The organism is Aquimarina sp., assembly GCF_977115655.1.
Genome location: NZ_CDSBKO010000032.1, coordinates 1 through 16,802, shown reverse-complemented (window position 1 = coordinate 16,802; position 16,802 = coordinate 1). Strand labels below are relative to the sequence as shown.

General features: G+C 31.0%; 9 protein-coding genes. 8 read left to right on the top strand and 1 reads right to left on the bottom strand.

Annotated elements, in window-relative coordinates:
• Positions 1 to 9: 9 nt before the first annotated feature.
• Both ACZIYX_RS13940 and ACZIYX_RS13935 read left to right on the top strand, forming a co-directional pair.
• Positions 10 to 2,400, top strand: a complete 2,391-nt coding sequence (locus tag ACZIYX_RS13940) for a TonB-dependent receptor domain-containing protein (protein WP_462682860.1) — start codon at positions 10 to 12, stop codon at positions 2,398 to 2,400.
• 15 nt (positions 2,401 to 2,415) lie between these two features.
• On the top strand, positions 2,416 to 3,138 hold the full coding sequence (locus ACZIYX_RS13935; RefSeq protein WP_462682859.1) for a thioesterase II family protein: 723 nt from the start codon (positions 2,416 to 2,418) through the stop codon (positions 3,136 to 3,138).
• A 198-nt stretch (positions 3,139 to 3,336) separates the two neighbouring features.
• On the opposite strand, the gene ACZIYX_RS13930 is transcribed toward ACZIYX_RS13935, so the two are convergent.
• On the bottom strand, positions 3,337 to 3,513 hold the full coding sequence (locus ACZIYX_RS13930; protein WP_462682858.1) for a hypothetical protein: 177 nt from the start codon (positions 3,511 to 3,513) through the stop codon (positions 3,337 to 3,339).
• Positions 3,514 to 4,359: 846 nt separating this feature from the next.
• Between ACZIYX_RS13930 and ACZIYX_RS13925 the strand changes: the two genes are divergently transcribed.
• The 6 genes from ACZIYX_RS13925 to ACZIYX_RS13900 all read left to right on the top strand — a co-directional run bounded on the left by ACZIYX_RS13925 (position 4,360) and on the right by ACZIYX_RS13900 (position 16,543).
• A complete protein-coding gene (locus ACZIYX_RS13925; RefSeq protein ID WP_462682857.1) occupies positions 4,360 to 5,994 on the top strand; it encodes a cyclic peptide export ABC transporter in 1,635 nt (544 codons plus the stop codon).
• A gap of 312 nt (positions 5,995 to 6,306) precedes the next feature.
• Positions 6,307 to 10,752 (top strand): amino acid adenylation domain-containing protein, encoded by a 4,446-nt coding sequence (locus ACZIYX_RS13920; protein WP_462682856.1) that lies wholly within the window; start codon positions 6,307 to 6,309, stop codon positions 10,750 to 10,752.
• A gap of 195 nt (positions 10,753 to 10,947) precedes the next feature.
• A complete protein-coding gene (locus tag ACZIYX_RS13915; protein WP_462682855.1) occupies positions 10,948 to 12,870 on the top strand; it encodes an alpha/beta fold hydrolase in 1,923 nt (640 codons plus the stop codon).
• A 59-nt stretch (positions 12,871 to 12,929) separates the two neighbouring features.
• Positions 12,930 to 14,321 (top strand): hypothetical protein, encoded by a 1,392-nt coding sequence (locus ACZIYX_RS13910; protein ID WP_462682854.1) that lies wholly within the window; start codon positions 12,930 to 12,932, stop codon positions 14,319 to 14,321.
• A gap of 61 nt (positions 14,322 to 14,382) precedes the next feature.
• Complete coding sequence (locus ACZIYX_RS13905; RefSeq protein ID WP_462682853.1) at positions 14,383 to 15,792, top strand: ATP-grasp domain-containing protein; 1,410 nt, start codon at positions 14,383 to 14,385, stop codon at positions 15,790 to 15,792.
• Between the two features lie 94 nt (positions 15,793 to 15,886).
• Entirely contained in the window at positions 15,887 to 16,543 is a 657-nt protein-coding gene (locus tag ACZIYX_RS13900; RefSeq protein ID WP_462682852.1) for a 4'-phosphopantetheinyl transferase family protein, read from the top strand.
• Positions 16,544 to 16,802: the final 259 nt, after the last annotated feature.

Sequence of the window (16,802 nt, the reverse complement as noted above, 5' to 3'; positions counted from 1 at the left end):
ATTAAAGCTATGATAATAAATCAGTTTAAACTCATCTTTTTGATGTCTTTTATCTCGTACTCAAGTATTTCTCAGATTGAAATAAAAGGAGTCGTAAAAGATATCAATCAACCAGTTTCTTTTGCTAGTGTTGTATTAAAAGATTCAATGAATAATATTAAAACCTATGATATAACTGATGAAAATGGAGCTTATACTTTAGAAACAGATAAAGGGACGTATATTCTGGAGGTAAGTATTCTTGGTTATAAAGAATTAAAAACACAAGTTGTTTTTGAAAATACCCAAACTCTTGATGATTTATTACTAGAACGATCAACAGAAAATTTAGATGAGGTAGTAATTAAAAATAAAAAGAGATTGATCGAGCGTAAACCAGATAGATTAGTATTTAATGTAGAAAATAGTATAGCAGCTAGTGGAGGCAATGCTTTAGATGCCCTTCGTGTTGCCCCTGGAGTTAATGTAGAAAATGATGCAATTAGTATGTTGGGGAGAGGAGCATCTAGAGTTATGATAGATGGTCGTATTTTGCAATTATCAGGACAAGAGTTAGTGAATTTTTTAAGCTCTATTGTATCCTCAGACATTAAAAAAATAGAAATTATCACAAATCCACCTGCAAAATATGAAGCAGCAGGAAGCGGTGGGCTAATTAATATAATCTATAAAAAAGGAATTGGAAACTCTTGGAAAAACTCAACTACAGTAGCTTATAATCAAAATACATATAACTTTTTTAATTTGACAAATAATTTTTTGTACAGTAAAGAGAAAGTTAAATTAAGCATGAGTGTCAATGGAAATGCTGGAGCAATAAGAGAAACTGAAGATTTTGTCACAAAATATCCAAATGGCCCATGGGATGCCAGAATAAATGGGAAACAACAAAAAGATAATTTATCAGGTCGTTTTTCGTTGGATTACGATATTTCAAAAATGACATCTATTGGAGCTCAGTATTTAGGTAGCTTTGACAGACCAGATAGAAAAGATAAAATCGTAAGTAATATCTTTAGTGCGACTAATAAACTGGATTCTATATTTGATAGTTCAGGTAAAAATTATAGTGAGATAAATAGTCATTTATACAATGTACATTTAATATCAAAAATAGATACTTTAGGTAGAAGTATTTCATTAGATTTCGATTATTTCGATTACGATAATAAATTAAAAAGGGATTATATTGTTAATACATTATCACCAAATAATGATTTTTTGAATATAAACCAAGCAGCTATCAACTCTTCTAATCAAGCGATTGATAATTTTAGTGGAAAAATAGATGTGGAACACCCTTTTAAATTGATAAATCTATCGTATGGAGCTAAATTAAGTTTTATAAGAACAGTAAATGATCTTGTAAGCCTTAACACAATTACTGGTACTCCAGTATTTGATCCAATACTATCTAACGAGTTTGAATATAAAGAGGATGTGCAGGCCTTGTATTTAAACGCTTCAAAAGAAATAAAAAGAAAATGGAGAATGCAAGCAGGTCTAAGAGTAGAAAACACGATTATCGAAGGATTTTCTAAAACTTTAAATCAAACCAATAAAAGTGATTATTTAAAGTTTTTTCCAACATTTTATATTGCTTATCAAAAAAATGAAAACAATAATTTTTCTTTTAATTATGGAAAAAGAATCAAAAGACCTGGTTTTAGAATTTTAAACCCATTTAGAACATATACAAATAGTAGTACTTATTCAGAAGGGAATCCTTTTATACAACCTTCTTTTATTGATAATTTCGAGTTTAATTATACCTATAAAGAGGTATTAACCACAAATATTTTCTTTAATACAACATCTGATGGTTTTGGAACAGTTTTTACAGCAGACAAAGAAAACAATATACAAGCCGTGATTAGACGTAATTACTATACTGGGTATCAAGTGGGGATAGGTGAAATTTATTCGTTTAATAAAATTTCATGGTGGGAAAGTCAAAATCAAGTATTTTTAATACGATACGAATCAGACTTTGATAAAGATCTGGATGCAAAGCCAAAAAATGGATTTCAGTTGTATTTAGATACTTATAATACATTTTCCTTAAGTCAATCTACCAAATTACAAGTGGACTTTTTTTATAGTTCACCCTACAAAGATAAATTATTAGATTACGGAGAAAGGTATGGTTTGGATATGGGAATAAAACAAGGTTTTCTTAAAAATGACCTACAATTATCAGTGTATATTAAAGACATATTCGATACAGGAAGTATGAATGATATAGTTTCTGAAGTTGATGGAGTAGAAGTAAACTACTCAAGTAATTACAGCAGAAGATCCCTTAGACTCTCATTATCATATAATTTTGGAAATAAAAAGATAAGAGTTAGGGATAGAAAATTCGGGAGTGATGAAGAGAGAAAAAGAACAGATCAATAAAAGCAATTTTAAAAAATGATATTACAAAATAAAATTCAGCTGTTTTTATTGCATTTTGCAGGCGGTAGCTGTTATTCTTTTGATTTTTTAAGAAGCTATATCAATGCAGATATAGATTTTATACCTCTTGAAATACCAGGTAGAGGTAAAAGGTTTAAAGAAAGCGCCCTTAAAGACAAAAACGAAGCAATACAAGACTATGTACATCAAATAAAGTCGTTAAGAAATGATCAGCCGTATGTAATTTATGGGCACAGTATGGGAGCTACACTTGCATTATCTGTAGCTAACGAAATGCAAAAAAAAGGGGATCTGCCATTACATCTGATTGTTTCAGGAAATCCTGGACCGGGGATAAAAGAACCAGGCTCGAAGAGAAAAAGATACCTGATGAATGATGTAGATTTTAAAAATGAATTGAGAAAATTAGGGGGAGTTCCTGAAGAAGTTTTAGAATCTGAGGATCTGTATGGCTTTTTTGGACCGATTATGCGAGCAGATTTTGAAATTCTGGAAAAGGATAATTTTTCTGAAGAAGGAATTAAAATTGAGACACCTATTCTTGCATTAATGGGATCTGAAGAAGAGCAGGAAGATAAAATTAATAACTGGAAAAATTTTACTTCCAATAGTTTTGCTTCACAGATTTTTAAAGGAAACCACTTTTTTATTCATGAGTATCCCAAAGAATTAGCGCAGATCATTGTAGACAGATGTCCTGTAGCTATTGCACCTTAATATTTTCGGTTATGCATTTCTTTACATACAGGACGCTTAGTAGTTGTAAATGGTAATAATCGTTGTAGCATAGCCAAAGAAATTACATAGAGAGCAGTAAGAAATATACCACCAAAAAACACTAAATGCAAAAGTCAAAAGTGCAATAAGTATAGTTAACTATATCAACCCATAACAACAACAGCTAAAATTTAGGGTCTAAAAAGACAAAATCACAGGATAGATAGCAAAAAACAGGGGTACACTATCTTTTTTGGTAAGCTGTATCCCTAAAAAGACAGGATGGATAGCAAAAAAGACAGGCTCTACCCCAAAATTTGTAAGATGGATAGCAAAGTTACCTGTCGCTCCCGGTAATGTAGTGGGTACACTCACTAATTTACATAGGTGTACTGACAAAATTACCTGCTCCTCCCGGTTTTGAAGTACCCCACCCTTCCAAAGTAAGTGGGTAAACTGACAAAGTTACCGCAAGCTTTAACAGTTATAGTACCCGGGGGTACTAACGAAGTGGGTAGGGGTACTTGCCAAGTGGGTAGTGCCTAAAATTATAAAGTTAGAAGTACTAAATGAGAACCTTAAAGAAGAACACCCGTCTTATCATTTTGGATAAGTTCTAAAAAGGATATGTTTAGTAAACCTTCAAGGTTTGCGAAACCTTGAAGGTTTGGGAAACCTTGAAGGTTTGTGTCGAAAGCATAACGGTTTTTGAGTAAACAATCAACTTTGGGTGCCAAAATGGATGATAATCGATTAAATAATTAGTAGTTCAGTTGTTTTGTAGAACAAAGCTGTCATTTTAATAGTATAACCAAACACTTCTTGTATTAAAAACCTCTGTAACGGTTTATGAACAAATAACCTTACTACTCTGGTAAAATTAAAAACTAACCTGAGTTCGATGTAAGAAAATTTACGTCAGTCAGAGTGATTTTTGATAGAAAATTGTATCGAAGACAAGTAAATTTTCAAGCAAAAGCCTTGTCATCTTGAGCTTGTCGAAAGAGCGATACAATTTTTCTCCGTTGCACTATGAAAAATCACTCAATTTGACGTCTTTTTAAAACTAAGTCCTTACGTCGAACTCACGTTAAACTATATCGAAATTCTGTTATGTATCAAAATAATACATTTCATACAGCTTACCATAACAAATCCGGTACAATGAAATTACATACCTATAAAAATATTTTTATAATACTATAAAAACACACCATCATTATGTTAAAATTAAAATTAAAAGACATCGTTCTTTTATTACTATATGCGATACCAAACACCATATTAAGTTTTGGTATCATATATATAATAAACAATGTTCTTGCAGGTAATGAAGCTTTTTTAAAAGATTATATGATTATTGTCTTTTTATCTGCTGTAGTGTATACATATCTGTTAAATATCGTATTCCAGAAAGGGCTCAATAAATACGCATTTAAGATATTATACGAAAATGAAAAGAATCTATTCAATCAAATTTTAAGAGCACCTTTACTAACCTTAGAAAAATTTGGAAGTCAGCGTTTCTATACCGCAATGGAAGATTTGCGCCTGTTTTCAAGTTTACCATATACAGTAACCCATACAGTAAGCTCTTTATTGATGTTATTACTAGGAGTAGTTTATATGTTTACCCTATCTACAGTTTCGGCAATAGTAATTGTTGTTTTAATTGTTTTAGTAGCAGTGTGTTATTTTATAGTCATGAATTCGATGTCTAAAGAAGTATCTGTGCTAAGAGGATATAACGAGCATTATTATAACTATGTCGAAGATTTGATTAATGGTTTTAAAGAATTAAAAATTAGTACGTCCAGAAGAAAAAATATAATGCAAAAACACTTAGGGCCAAATCGAGATCAGTCTGAAGGTCTGGATTTTAAGATAAATTATGTGTTTTTGTCCATCAATATGATTAGCCAATATGGGTTATATGCAGTAATAGCAGCTATTTTATTTGGGTTACCTGCTCTGGGTTTGTTAGACAGAGAAGGGGTGATCGCCTATGTAGTAGTAATACTTTTTATATCTGGTCCTATAAATAATTTGATAAACTTACAACAACTGTATACCAGATTTATGGTTTCTAACAAGAGGATAAAAAACTTTATGAAAGATTTCCAGATAGAAGAGGAGAGCACAAACCTTGTACAAAATGCAAACTATCAATTTCAGTCCCTAAATTTCAAAGATGTTTATTTTGACTATAAAAGTGAAAATCAAGAAAAGTCATTTAAGTTAGGACCGGTTAATCTTGAGATTAACAAAGGAGAAGTATTGTTCATCGTTGGGGGTAATGGATCAGGTAAAAGTACTTTTATTAATATCTTAACAGGATTGTATGAGCCAACTAGTGGTGATATTATTTTAAATAAAGATCCAAAAGCAAGCATAAAAGAAAACTTGCAAGACTCGATGACAGCCATTTTTACAAACAACCACATTTTTTCTCACAATTATGATGATTACTCTTTAGAAAATAATGAAGAGTATATGAGATTGTTAAAAATGATGCAACTGGAAGGGGTAGTTACAGATGATAAAGAAGAATCTGCAAGAAGAAATTTTTCTAAAGGACAAAGCAAAAGGATGTCCATGATTTTTGCACTTCTGGAAAAGAAACCAATCTTGGTTTTAGACGAGTGGGCAGCAGATCAGGATCCGCATTTTAGAAAATACTTTTATGAAGAATTGATCCCGCGATTAAAGGAGCAAGGAAAGACCATTATAGCCGTAACCCATGATGATGCTTATTTTAAGCATGCAGATCGAATAATCAAATTCGATTACGGAAAAATTGTAAAAGACGTAGTTGCAAATAATGAAGAAGAACTGGTTGAAAATTTTTGGGCTTAAACCCATTTTATCAATGTCGTTAAATTAAGGATTTAAACTATTGATTTAAAATTTGTTAATGGTGGATTCTTGCCTGCATCGAAATGACAAAATAACCAAAACACAATGCTTTTTGCTTGTCATTCCAGCGTAGGCTGGAATCCATGATGGAAGTAAAGAAGTATTTTGTTTTTACAGATGTTTAATCCTCAAAAAGATACAACTTAACTAAACGACATTGATAAAGCGGGTTAAACATCAGTAAAATACGTATCGTATAAAACTCTCTAATACTAGGAGAGAATATTCACTAACCTTAAAGAATACATGGATATGAAATTGACACTTCCACAACAAGATGTCTATTTTGAGCAATTGTTATACCCTAACGATCCTATTTATAATATAGGTGCCAAGATAGCAATCGAAGGTAATATGATATATGAAACACTCAATAAAGCATATATAATGCTTATTGATCAACATGATGCATACAGAAGTATTGTTATAGAAAACCAAGAAGATGTACAAATTGAAATGTTACCAAATCATGATTCTTCTTTAGGCTTTGTTGATTTTTCTAAGGAAATTGATGCAGATAAAAAAGCAAATATGTATATGCAGGAAACCTTTAAGGAACCGTTTAACTTAAAGACGAAACAAGTATTACATCGATTTACTTTAATAAAAGTATCCGGGGAGTATTACTATCTGTTTTCAATGTATCATCATATTATTACAGACGGTTGGGGTACATCCCTGATGTTTCAAAGATTAGTAGCTAATTATAATGAACTTACCAGATTTGGAGAAGTAAATACCCAATATCCATACAGCTATAATAATTTTGTTTTAGAAGACGAAATCTATTATAAATCAGAGTCTTTTATAAAGGATAAAGCATATTGGGTCGAAAAATATAAAAACCTGCCAGAGCGTTTATTTGAAAAGATAAAGGAAACAGAGACTGTAAACAAAAGTGATCGTAAAGAACTTATAATTAAAAGATCGGTATATAATCAACTTTCGGGTATTGCAACAAACTGTAATAGTTCTACTTTTCATATAATACTTGCTGTTTTATACCTTTATTTTGGGCGTAAGTATCAAAATGATGATTTTGCAATAGGGCTTCCCGTATTAAACAGAAGTAAATCTGTTTTTAAAAAAACAGTAGGGCTTTTTATGGGAGTTTCAGCTCTGCGTATTAACCTTGACTTTGAAGATACTTTTGAAAAACTGGTGTATACCATAAAACAGCAATTGCGACAGGATTACAGATATCAACGTTTCCCTTTAGGAAAACTAATAAAAGAATTAGACCTTTTTAGAGAAAAAGACAGGCTTTTTAATATCACGTTATCCTATGAGAAACAAAATTATGCAGATCATTTTGAAAATACAAAAACTAGCGTAATCCCATTAACACACCAATCAGAACGGGTAGCATTGGCTGTATATATAAGGGAATTTGATGATAAGGAAGATGTAAAAATTGATTTTGATTACAATATTAATTATTTTGAAGAAAGTGAGATTACCCGGGTAGTGTCACATTTTGAAAAACTTATTTCTAATGTATGTGTTGATAGTAAGAAAAAACTAACAGAATACCAATATATAACCAAACAAGAACAAACAAGGTTGTTATATGATTTTAACCAAACAAGTTTTGGTTATCCAAAAGAAGCTACGTTACTGGATTTTTTTAATAAGCAAGTAAAAGAAAAATCCGATAAAACAGCGGTAAAAGATGATAACACCACCTACTCCTATAAAGAGCTGGATATAGTATCTAATAATATAGCAGAGTATTTACATCAAAATTTTGACAATAAAGATAGATCTCCCATTGCTGTTTTAATGGATCGTTCTGCAAATCTGGTTGCAATATTATTAGGGATATTCAAATCAGGAAGAGCATATATCCCCTTAGATCCGGGTTTTCCAAAAGAGCGACTAAATTATATAATAGAGCATAGTGAAGTAGGCTGTATTATTGGAGCAAAAGAATGCAAAGCACTCATAACCTCCAAGGCGCAATTCGTAGACGTAAACTCTGCGTTATATGCCGATAACAAAATTTCTTTAAGAAACAGCTTAAATATAAGCTCTACAGGTACTGCATATATAATTTACACATCAGGATCCACAGGCAACCCCAAAGGCGTTGCAATCCAACACCAATCCCTGTTAAATTTTTTATTAAGTATACAGCAACAACCAAAGATGGACAGTAAGGATGTATTGTTCTCTGTAACCACACAATCTTTTGATATTTCCATATTAGAGTTTTTTGCTCCCTTAATATCAGGAGCTACATTGTATATAGCAGATACAAATACAGTAACAGATCCCTTTGCTTTAATAAAAAAGTTACAACAAATACAACCAACCATATTACAGGCAACCCCTAGCTTTTACCAAATGTTGTATACTATTGGGTGGAGTGGAGACTCAAAATTAAAAGTTCTATGCGGAGGAGATCTTTTAAGTGAATCCTTAGCAGAAAAATTAATAAATACTTGTGCCGAAGTATGGAATATGTATGGTCCTACCGAAACAACAATTTGGTCTGGTTGCAAACAAATAACAAAACCAAAAGAAGCCTCAAACATAGGAAAACCAATACATAACACAAAGTTTTATATTCTGGATAAGTATAAGAAGTTGTTACCTGTAGGAACTGCCGGAACTATTTATATCGCAGGAGATGGATTAGCAAAAGGATACTTTAAAAATGAAGAGCTAACATCGGTTAAGTTTACAGAAAACCCTTTTGAAGAAGGACAAAAAATGTACGATACAGGGGATATTGGCAAATGGAATAGGGAAGGCGAAATAGAGTTTTTGGGGCGTAATGATAACCAGGTTAAAATTAGAGGATATCGTATCGAGTTAGGAGAGATAGAAACAAAGCTTAACCAATTAAGTTCTGTCAAGAACTCTGTTGTTGTTGCAAAAAAAGGAGACCAACAAGAAGCAGTTTTAATTGCTTATATAATCTTTAAGGAAGCAAATATAGATTCAACAGAAATCATAAACAAGTTGCGTAAAGAGCTTCCTGAGTATATGATACCACATACGATTATACCACTAGAAAGTTTTCCGCTTACACCAAATAAAAAGGTAGACAGAAAATCACTGTCCCTAAGAAAAATAGAAATAGAGCAAAAACAACAGGTACCAGATCAACTACCAACAACAGACCTGGAAATTAAACTTAGTAAATACTATCAGGAAGTTCTGGAGTTACAAAAGCCAGTAAATGTAACAGAAAGTTTTTTTGAATTGGGAGGACATTCCTTAAATGCAGTAAAACTTATTAGTCGTATTGAAGAATATCTAAATTATAGAGTTTCGTTAAGGACAATTTTTGACTTTCCTACTATAAAAACGCTGTCAAAATACTTGCAAAACGAAAAAAAACAAGAATATAGTTCGATACAACCAGTAGAGAAAAAAAGTTTTTATAGCGTTTTATCCTCTCAATATTCTATTTGGTTAGCTTCTCAAGAAAGAAAAAGATCTATAGCATATAACATGTCTGAAGCATTTACAATAAATGGAGATATAGACGAATCATTATTAGAAAAAGCCTTTCAAAAGGTGGTGAAGAAATATGAAATACTGAGAACCAATTTTATGGAAATTAATGGGGTTCCTTATCAAAAAGTTAATCCTAAAAATACCGTTTCTTTTAAAATAGATACATTTCTTATAGAAAATGATACACAACAAAGACCTGAAGATTATATAGATCAAGAATTTGATTTAGAAAATCAGTTACTATTGCGGGTCGGAATATTTCAAAAAACCAATGGAGATAAGATACTACTGTTTGTTACACATCATATCATAATGGATGGATGGTCTTTAGAGATTTTAATAAAAGAAGTACTGGCTAACTACGCATCTTTAAATACTAAGCCAACCCTGGAGGAACAAACACTGCGCTTTCAATTTAAAGACTATACAGAATGGCAAGAAAAAGCAAAGAAAAGAAGTGAAAAAGTAAATTATCAATTCTGGCAACAGTATCTGTCTGGTTACGAATGGAAAAATTTGATTCAATTTGATCAAGATCCTTGGATAGAAAATTATACGGCAGCTTTTAAGGTTTTTGATTTAGAAGCAGAAACCCTTGAAAAATTAAATGAAATTACAGTAAAACAAAAAATAACATTACATACACTTCTGGTTTCTGTATTTAATGTATTGGTTTATAAGATGCAAGGTCACAAAGATATTTGTTTGGCAACAATAAACTCGGGGCGACAATTTCCCGATTTACATTCTCAAATAGGAATGTTTGCAAAAACATTACCATTGCGATCCAAAATAAATCCGGATCAATCATTTTCAAAATATCTGGAAAACGTACAGTTAGATTTATTGGCTTTAGATATACATCAGGATATCCCGGATACTATTAATGATAATCTGCGATTAGAAGCATTACTGGTTTTACAAAACCCAACATTTAGTTATAATCAAATAGATGTTAATGAAAATCTAAGCTTAAAATCTAGCCCCATAGATTCTAAATATAGCAGACTGCCATTACTGATTAATTTTTCTGTACAAAAACAACAATTAGAAGGAAGGATTCAATATGATACCGATAAATATGAAAAAGAAACCATTGAGATTTTAGTTTTAAAATACAAAAAAGTCATAGAACAAATCATAAACAATATCAATATTCCAATAAATAGTATAGACACAGACTTAGAATTTGAAAAAGAAAAAATTATAGAAATAGACTTTAGTTTTTAAACTAATGTCGTTTAGTTCAACTTTTAGTTGTCAATCTGAGCCTGTCGAAGATATTATAAAATGTAAATTAAAAAGCACTCAGATATGCTTAGTGTAACAAGGGTTTTTAATATCTCCTTAAATAAACGATATCGGTTTTTAAACCTAAATAACAACATCAAAAATAGTCGCACAATCATGAAATTTTATAACAAAATGAAATATATATCAATACTGTTAATCACTTTATTTTGCCACAATGTAAAAGCGCAGAATATAAAATTTGAAAAAGCAGAATCTTTTTATCCAAATTCAGAAAGCCTGAAACAAGAAAATATAGTGTGGGGACATCTTATTGTGCCCGAGGATTGGAAAGATTTTGGAAGCAATAAAATTAAAGTAGCTGTTGCGGTATTTAAAAACTCATCAAATAAGCCTGATGCAAATGCAGTAGTTTTTATTCAGGGTGGCCCCGGAGCTAGTGGAATTCAAAATATTAGATCATGGCGCGACCATCCATTACGAAAAAAAAATGATATAGTATTACTAGATGTAAGAGGAACAGGGTTTTCAGAACCAAGACTATGTCCCGATTTAGGAGATAAATTCTTAGAAATTTTAGCAAAAAACCAATCCAAGGAAGAAGATGAAAAACAAAAAACAATTGCAGCATTATCCTGCAAACAAGACCTTATTAATAAAGGAATAGATATAGAAGCATATAACAGTCTGTCTATATCAAAGGATATAAACGCTTTAAAAAAGCAATTAGGGTATAAGAATTGGAATGTTTACGGAGTATCTTACGGGACTTATGTTGCACAAGTATATGCAAGTATATTTCCTGAGGATATAAAAACACTAGTATTAGATTCATCTGTCTCAGACATTACTACTTATTATAGTAAAAATACCAGCAACTATATAACCAGTCTATCTAAAGTATTTGAAAAATGTAAAAATGATCCAGAATGTAATAGTAGTTATCCGGAGCTGGAAAAGGTGTATTATGAAACAATAGCAAATTTAGAAAAAGATCCTGTTACGGTTTCTGTAGACAAAAAGTTAATAAAAGCAGGAGAGTTTACTTATAATTCTGAAGATTTTAAAGTAGCCATTCAACAAGCACTATATAACAAGCAGCTTGTTGAAATAATACCATTGCTAATTTATCAATTTCAGAAAAAAAACAAAAACGCTTTAGGTAATTTGGTAAGCGCATTCTCCAATCTTCTTGGTATGGATTACGGAGTGTATTATTGTGTGAGTTGTAATGAAGTTCTGCCAAATAACAATATTTCAGAATATCAAAAAGATGTATCCAAATATGAAAAAATAAAAGGAGGAGTGTCCTTTTATAAATCCGATTTTAGAGTATGCGATCAATGGAATCTAAATCGTAAAGACTCTATTCAAAAATTCGATCTTTCAAGACTAACAGAGCTGTCTTTTCCAGTATTAGTATTTGCAGGAGAGTATGATCCAATTACACCATCGGATAATGGCAAAGAAGTAGCTAAAAGATTTAAAAATGCTTATGTAATAAATGGATATACGTATGGGCATGTTCCAAGTTTTACAAAAATAGGGGATCAAGTAGTGTATTCATTTGTAAATGATCCTTTTCAGAAACCAAATTTTAAAGCTTATGAAAGTGCCAAAAAAGTTAGTTTCGTTAATAATATTGCACTCAATGCAGGAGTTGCCAAAGTAGGGAATAGCCTTAACCAGTTTGATCCTGTTTTTATGGCCCCTTTATTCATCGCATTAATTGTTATGATTGTTTTTGTATTTGCTCATGTAATAAAATTGGTAAAAAGAAAATACAATACAAATCCTGATAAAATTATAAGAAGTTTTAGTATCATAACCTCTATTGCAGGGATTATAGGTCTAATTAGTCTCGTTTTGGCGTTGATTAATGTTTCAGATAATAACTACTTTGTTTTAGCTTTTGGGCTAACCAATAATTTTAGTTACGTATTTACCCTAATAATTATCTTTGTTATATTACTGGTACTTACGATACTCTATTTTATTATTAGATTAAGAAAAATAAATGACAGGAGCATTGTTTTTTCTGTGCTATTCTCCAATATTTTACTGGTTACCTATATGTTCTATTGGGGGATTATCTAGCCTTTGTTTATTTAATGCTTTATAGTCCTATTAACAAATAATAAATAATAATAATAATAATGGAAAAAGTAGTTGAAAAAAAACAGGTAAATAAAAACGTGGTTTTGCCCAAAAAAATAGAGGTATGGGATAGTAATAATATATATAAGATTCCATCAAGATTAGTGATAAAAGAAGGGGAGTTGCCAGATGTATTAAAAGGTTTTGATTACCCCATAAGTTCCAGGCCTATAGTTATCCATAAAGATTTGGTAATAGATCTAAATAAAATAAGTACAACTATATCGACCCTGTTACAACAAATACCATCATTGTATTTTGAGGATGATATTAAAAAAGTAGCAGATTTTTATTTTAAAGGAGATGAAATGATCGCTCAATTCTCTTTAATGTGCAACAGTAAAAATGTAGAAACAAGCTCTCGTTTAGATTTGGTACTTACAGAAAAAGGATTTAAAGTTTTAGAAGTAAATATGGGATCCTCTATAGGAGGAATAGAATTTGAAAATTTTGAACCTCTAATTAGAAAAATGCACCCGGAGTTAATAGATCCCCCAAATAAAGGCTCTTATACATCTGTCCCAACACAATCCCTCTATATTAAATTTATTATAGATAAGATAGAACAATATGTCACAGGATATAAAGACGAAATAAATATATTTTTCCCGATAGGAAAATATCAAAAAGACCAAGGAGAAGAGGATAGATCCTTTTTTAATAGTCTGTTGAATAAAGAATTAAAAAAGCATAATAAAAAAGGGAATGTATTTTCTGGCAATATATCAGAACTAAAATTCAGCAATGGTCAGTTGTATTTTAATAATAAAATTATCCATTCGGTTTTAATACTGGATTATTCACTTAAAGATGTTTCTCCAGATCTTTTGCGAGCCTTTATGATGGATAAAGTATACTTTCCGGATCATTTGGGGACACCTTTATTAGGAGATAAAAGAAATCTGGCATTGTTAAGAAAGTTGGCAATAGATAAAAAATTTGAACCCGTTTATAATGATATGATCTTAGATTATATTCCGTGGACAGAAATTGTAGAAGAAAGCAGAGTGATCTATGAAGGTGAAGAATATAATATGATCGAATTATTACAAAAAAAGAAAGACCATTTTGTAATAAAAATAGCAAACGGGCTTCAGGGTAAAGATGTATATGTAGGTAAGTTTTTGACCAGAGATGCTTGGAATGAAACTATTAAAAATGCGTTAGAAAATAAAATATTTATAGCTCAGGAATTTAGTGACTCTATAGACATACAAGCTCCGGATATAGCCAATCAATGGAAGCCACATAAGCTTGTTTGGGGAGCATTTGGTTTTGGGAATACTTATGGAGGAGTTTGGGTAAGAATGTCTCCTGCAAAAACAGACACAGGAGTTATCAACTCTGCTACTGGAGCTGTTGAAGCTATTGTTTATGAACGTAATATGTAATTATATCTACACTATAATAGCTTTTCAAGTCTTTTAAAAATAACCTTTTATTTTAATTAAAATGGAAAAATTGTTAACGGTTTGTGCCAAAAATACAATCCTGTCAGATATGTATGAAGATTTTGTAGCAGATAGCTCCAAAAAAATACCAGCATGTATAGATACTTTAGAAAATGATGTCCCCCTTGTATTTAAAAACTATGAATACCCGGTAAGCTCGTGGCCAGTTATAATTAATACAAAAACCGCAAATAGATTAAGTGAGTTAAGTATAAAGTTACCAGAGTTACTTTACCAGGTTTTGGCACTATATTTTAAGAATGATATTAAAAAAATAGCAGATTTTTACTTTAAGGGCAATGAAATGATTGCAGAGTTTGCTTTAATGTGTAATAACAAACAAGTAGATGTAGGATGTCGCTTAGATTTAACCTATACCAATGAAGGGTTTAAAATTTTAGAAGTTAATATGGGGTCTTCTATAGGTGGATGGCAAGTTCAGAGTTTTGAATCTATAATCAGAAAGTCACACCCTTTGTTGTCCGATATGGATAATAATTTTAAATCTCAAAATACTCAATTAATCTATATTGAATTTCTGGTAGATAAAATAGTGGAGGACGTACCATCTGTTACTAAAGAAATTAATGTATTTGTAAGCTTAAAAAATACATTGAGTGATGACCTGAAAAAAGACGGGATTGCTTTTTTTAATGATTTATTACAAGCCGAATTACAAAAAAGAGGACTAAAAGGAGGAGCTTGCTCCGGGGATATCACTTCTCTTAAATTGGTCAATGAAAAACTTACTTTAGGAACTAAAGAAATACATAGTGTTTTGTTTTTTAGCTTAGATAGCACTCAAGAAGTTCCTAGGGATGTTTTTAGGGCATTTATAATGGATAAAATTTATTTTCCGGATCATTTAGGAGTATCAATTTTGAGAGATAAAAAAAATCTTGCATTATTAAGGGAACTTGCAGAAAATCAAAAATTTTCTACAGAGGATAATAAATTAATACTAGAAAGTATTCCCTGGACCTCGATAATAAAAGATAGTTTAACTACATATAAAAATGAAGAATATAGCCTTTTGGATTTATTAAAAGAAAGAAAAGATCAATTTGTAATTAAGGCAGCAAACGGCTCTCAAGGAGAAGATGTCTTTATAGGTAAATTTTCAAGTGAGACAAAATGGAATCAAATCATACATAATGCATTAGAAAAAAATAATTTTATAGCACAAGAGTTTAGTGATTCAATAAGCTTTTTGGCACCAGATGTATCTAATGAATGGACACCCCACAAATTAATTTGGGGCTCTTTTGGCTTTGGAAAAAGATATGGTGGTGTTTGGGTTCGAATGTCTGCGGTAAAAACAGATATAGGAGTCATAAATTCTGCTACCGGAGCAGTAGAAGCAATTGTTTATGAAAACACATCCTCATTTAATTCCTTGTTAAATATCTAATTTGAAGATACTTGCTGTATAGCAAAATGTGCTGTCTAAAGCATACCTCGTGAGCTTGCTCTGGGGGCGTTGATTTAACTAATAATTCAAAAAAATGACTCAAATACTTTATACCTATATAAGTGAGGAGCATCATTCATATCTGCTAAAAAAGGTAGCTCCTAAGTTTTCTTATGATTTTCAAAAGAAAATTTTAAAGTACAGGCGATGGCAAGATGCTCAATTGTCCCTGCTGGGACGTATGCTCTTATGGAGTAGTTTAAAAAAATTAAGCAAAGACCTTTGTATAGAAGATGTACGCTATAACTCATATAAAAAACCATACTTTGAAAATGAAAATATCAAATTCAATATATCACATTCAGGAAATATGGTTGTATGTGTAACAACAGAAAACAGCGAAATAGGAGTAGATGTAGAATTTTTGCAAGATATTAATATAGAAGATTTTAAGGCTCAGATGACACCATTAGAGTGGCAGAACATTATTTCTTCAAATAATATTAAGGACGCTTTTTTTAATTATTGGACCCAAAAAGAAGCAGTAATAAAAGCACATGGTATGGGGTTGTCGATCCCATTAAACTCTTTTGAAGTTATAGAAAACAGAACTAAAATCAAAGAAAACAACTTTTTTTTAACCGAAATAGACCTGGATGTTAATTATAAATGTCATTTAGCATCAAGTGATAAAATTAATAACTCTTTGATAGACATAAAAAAAGTAGATTTGGCAATGTCGTTAAGTTAAGAATTTAAACTATGGATTAAAAATTTGTTATACCAATTACACTTTGAATTTACCGTAAAAGAAAATAATGATTTTTTTCTTTTTATGAATTAGAAAATTAAAGCATAGCCTTAGTTACGATTTCATTTTATGATGAAATAGAAAGGAAAAAAGGGTGTTTTATTGCGGTAAATTCAAAGTGTAATTGGTATTAAAATGGTATTCATGGTGGATTCCAGTCCCGTTCTTCATGGGGATGACAAATTGCCGGAATGATAAA

Coding starts and splice junctions, on each gene's coding strand:
- ACZIYX_RS13935 (WP_462682859.1), top strand. CDS start 2,416: ATGATATTACAAAATAAAATTCAGCTGTTTTTATTGCATTTTGCAGGC.
- ACZIYX_RS13940 (WP_462682860.1), top strand. CDS start 10: ATGATAATAAATCAGTTTAAACTCATCTTTTTGATGTCTTTTATCTCG.
- ACZIYX_RS13925 (WP_462682857.1), top strand. CDS start 4,360: ATGTTAAAATTAAAATTAAAAGACATCGTTCTTTTATTACTATATGCG.
- ACZIYX_RS13905 (WP_462682853.1), top strand. CDS start 14,383: ATGGAAAAATTGTTAACGGTTTGTGCCAAAAATACAATCCTGTCAGAT.
- ACZIYX_RS13900 (WP_462682852.1), top strand. CDS start 15,887: ATGACTCAAATACTTTATACCTATATAAGTGAGGAGCATCATTCATAT.
- ACZIYX_RS13915 (WP_462682855.1), top strand. CDS start 10,948: ATGAAATATATATCAATACTGTTAATCACTTTATTTTGCCACAATGTA.
- ACZIYX_RS13910 (WP_462682854.1), top strand. CDS start 12,930: ATGGAAAAAGTAGTTGAAAAAAAACAGGTAAATAAAAACGTGGTTTTG.
- ACZIYX_RS13920 (WP_462682856.1), top strand. CDS start 6,307: ATGAAATTGACACTTCCACAACAAGATGTCTATTTTGAGCAATTGTTA.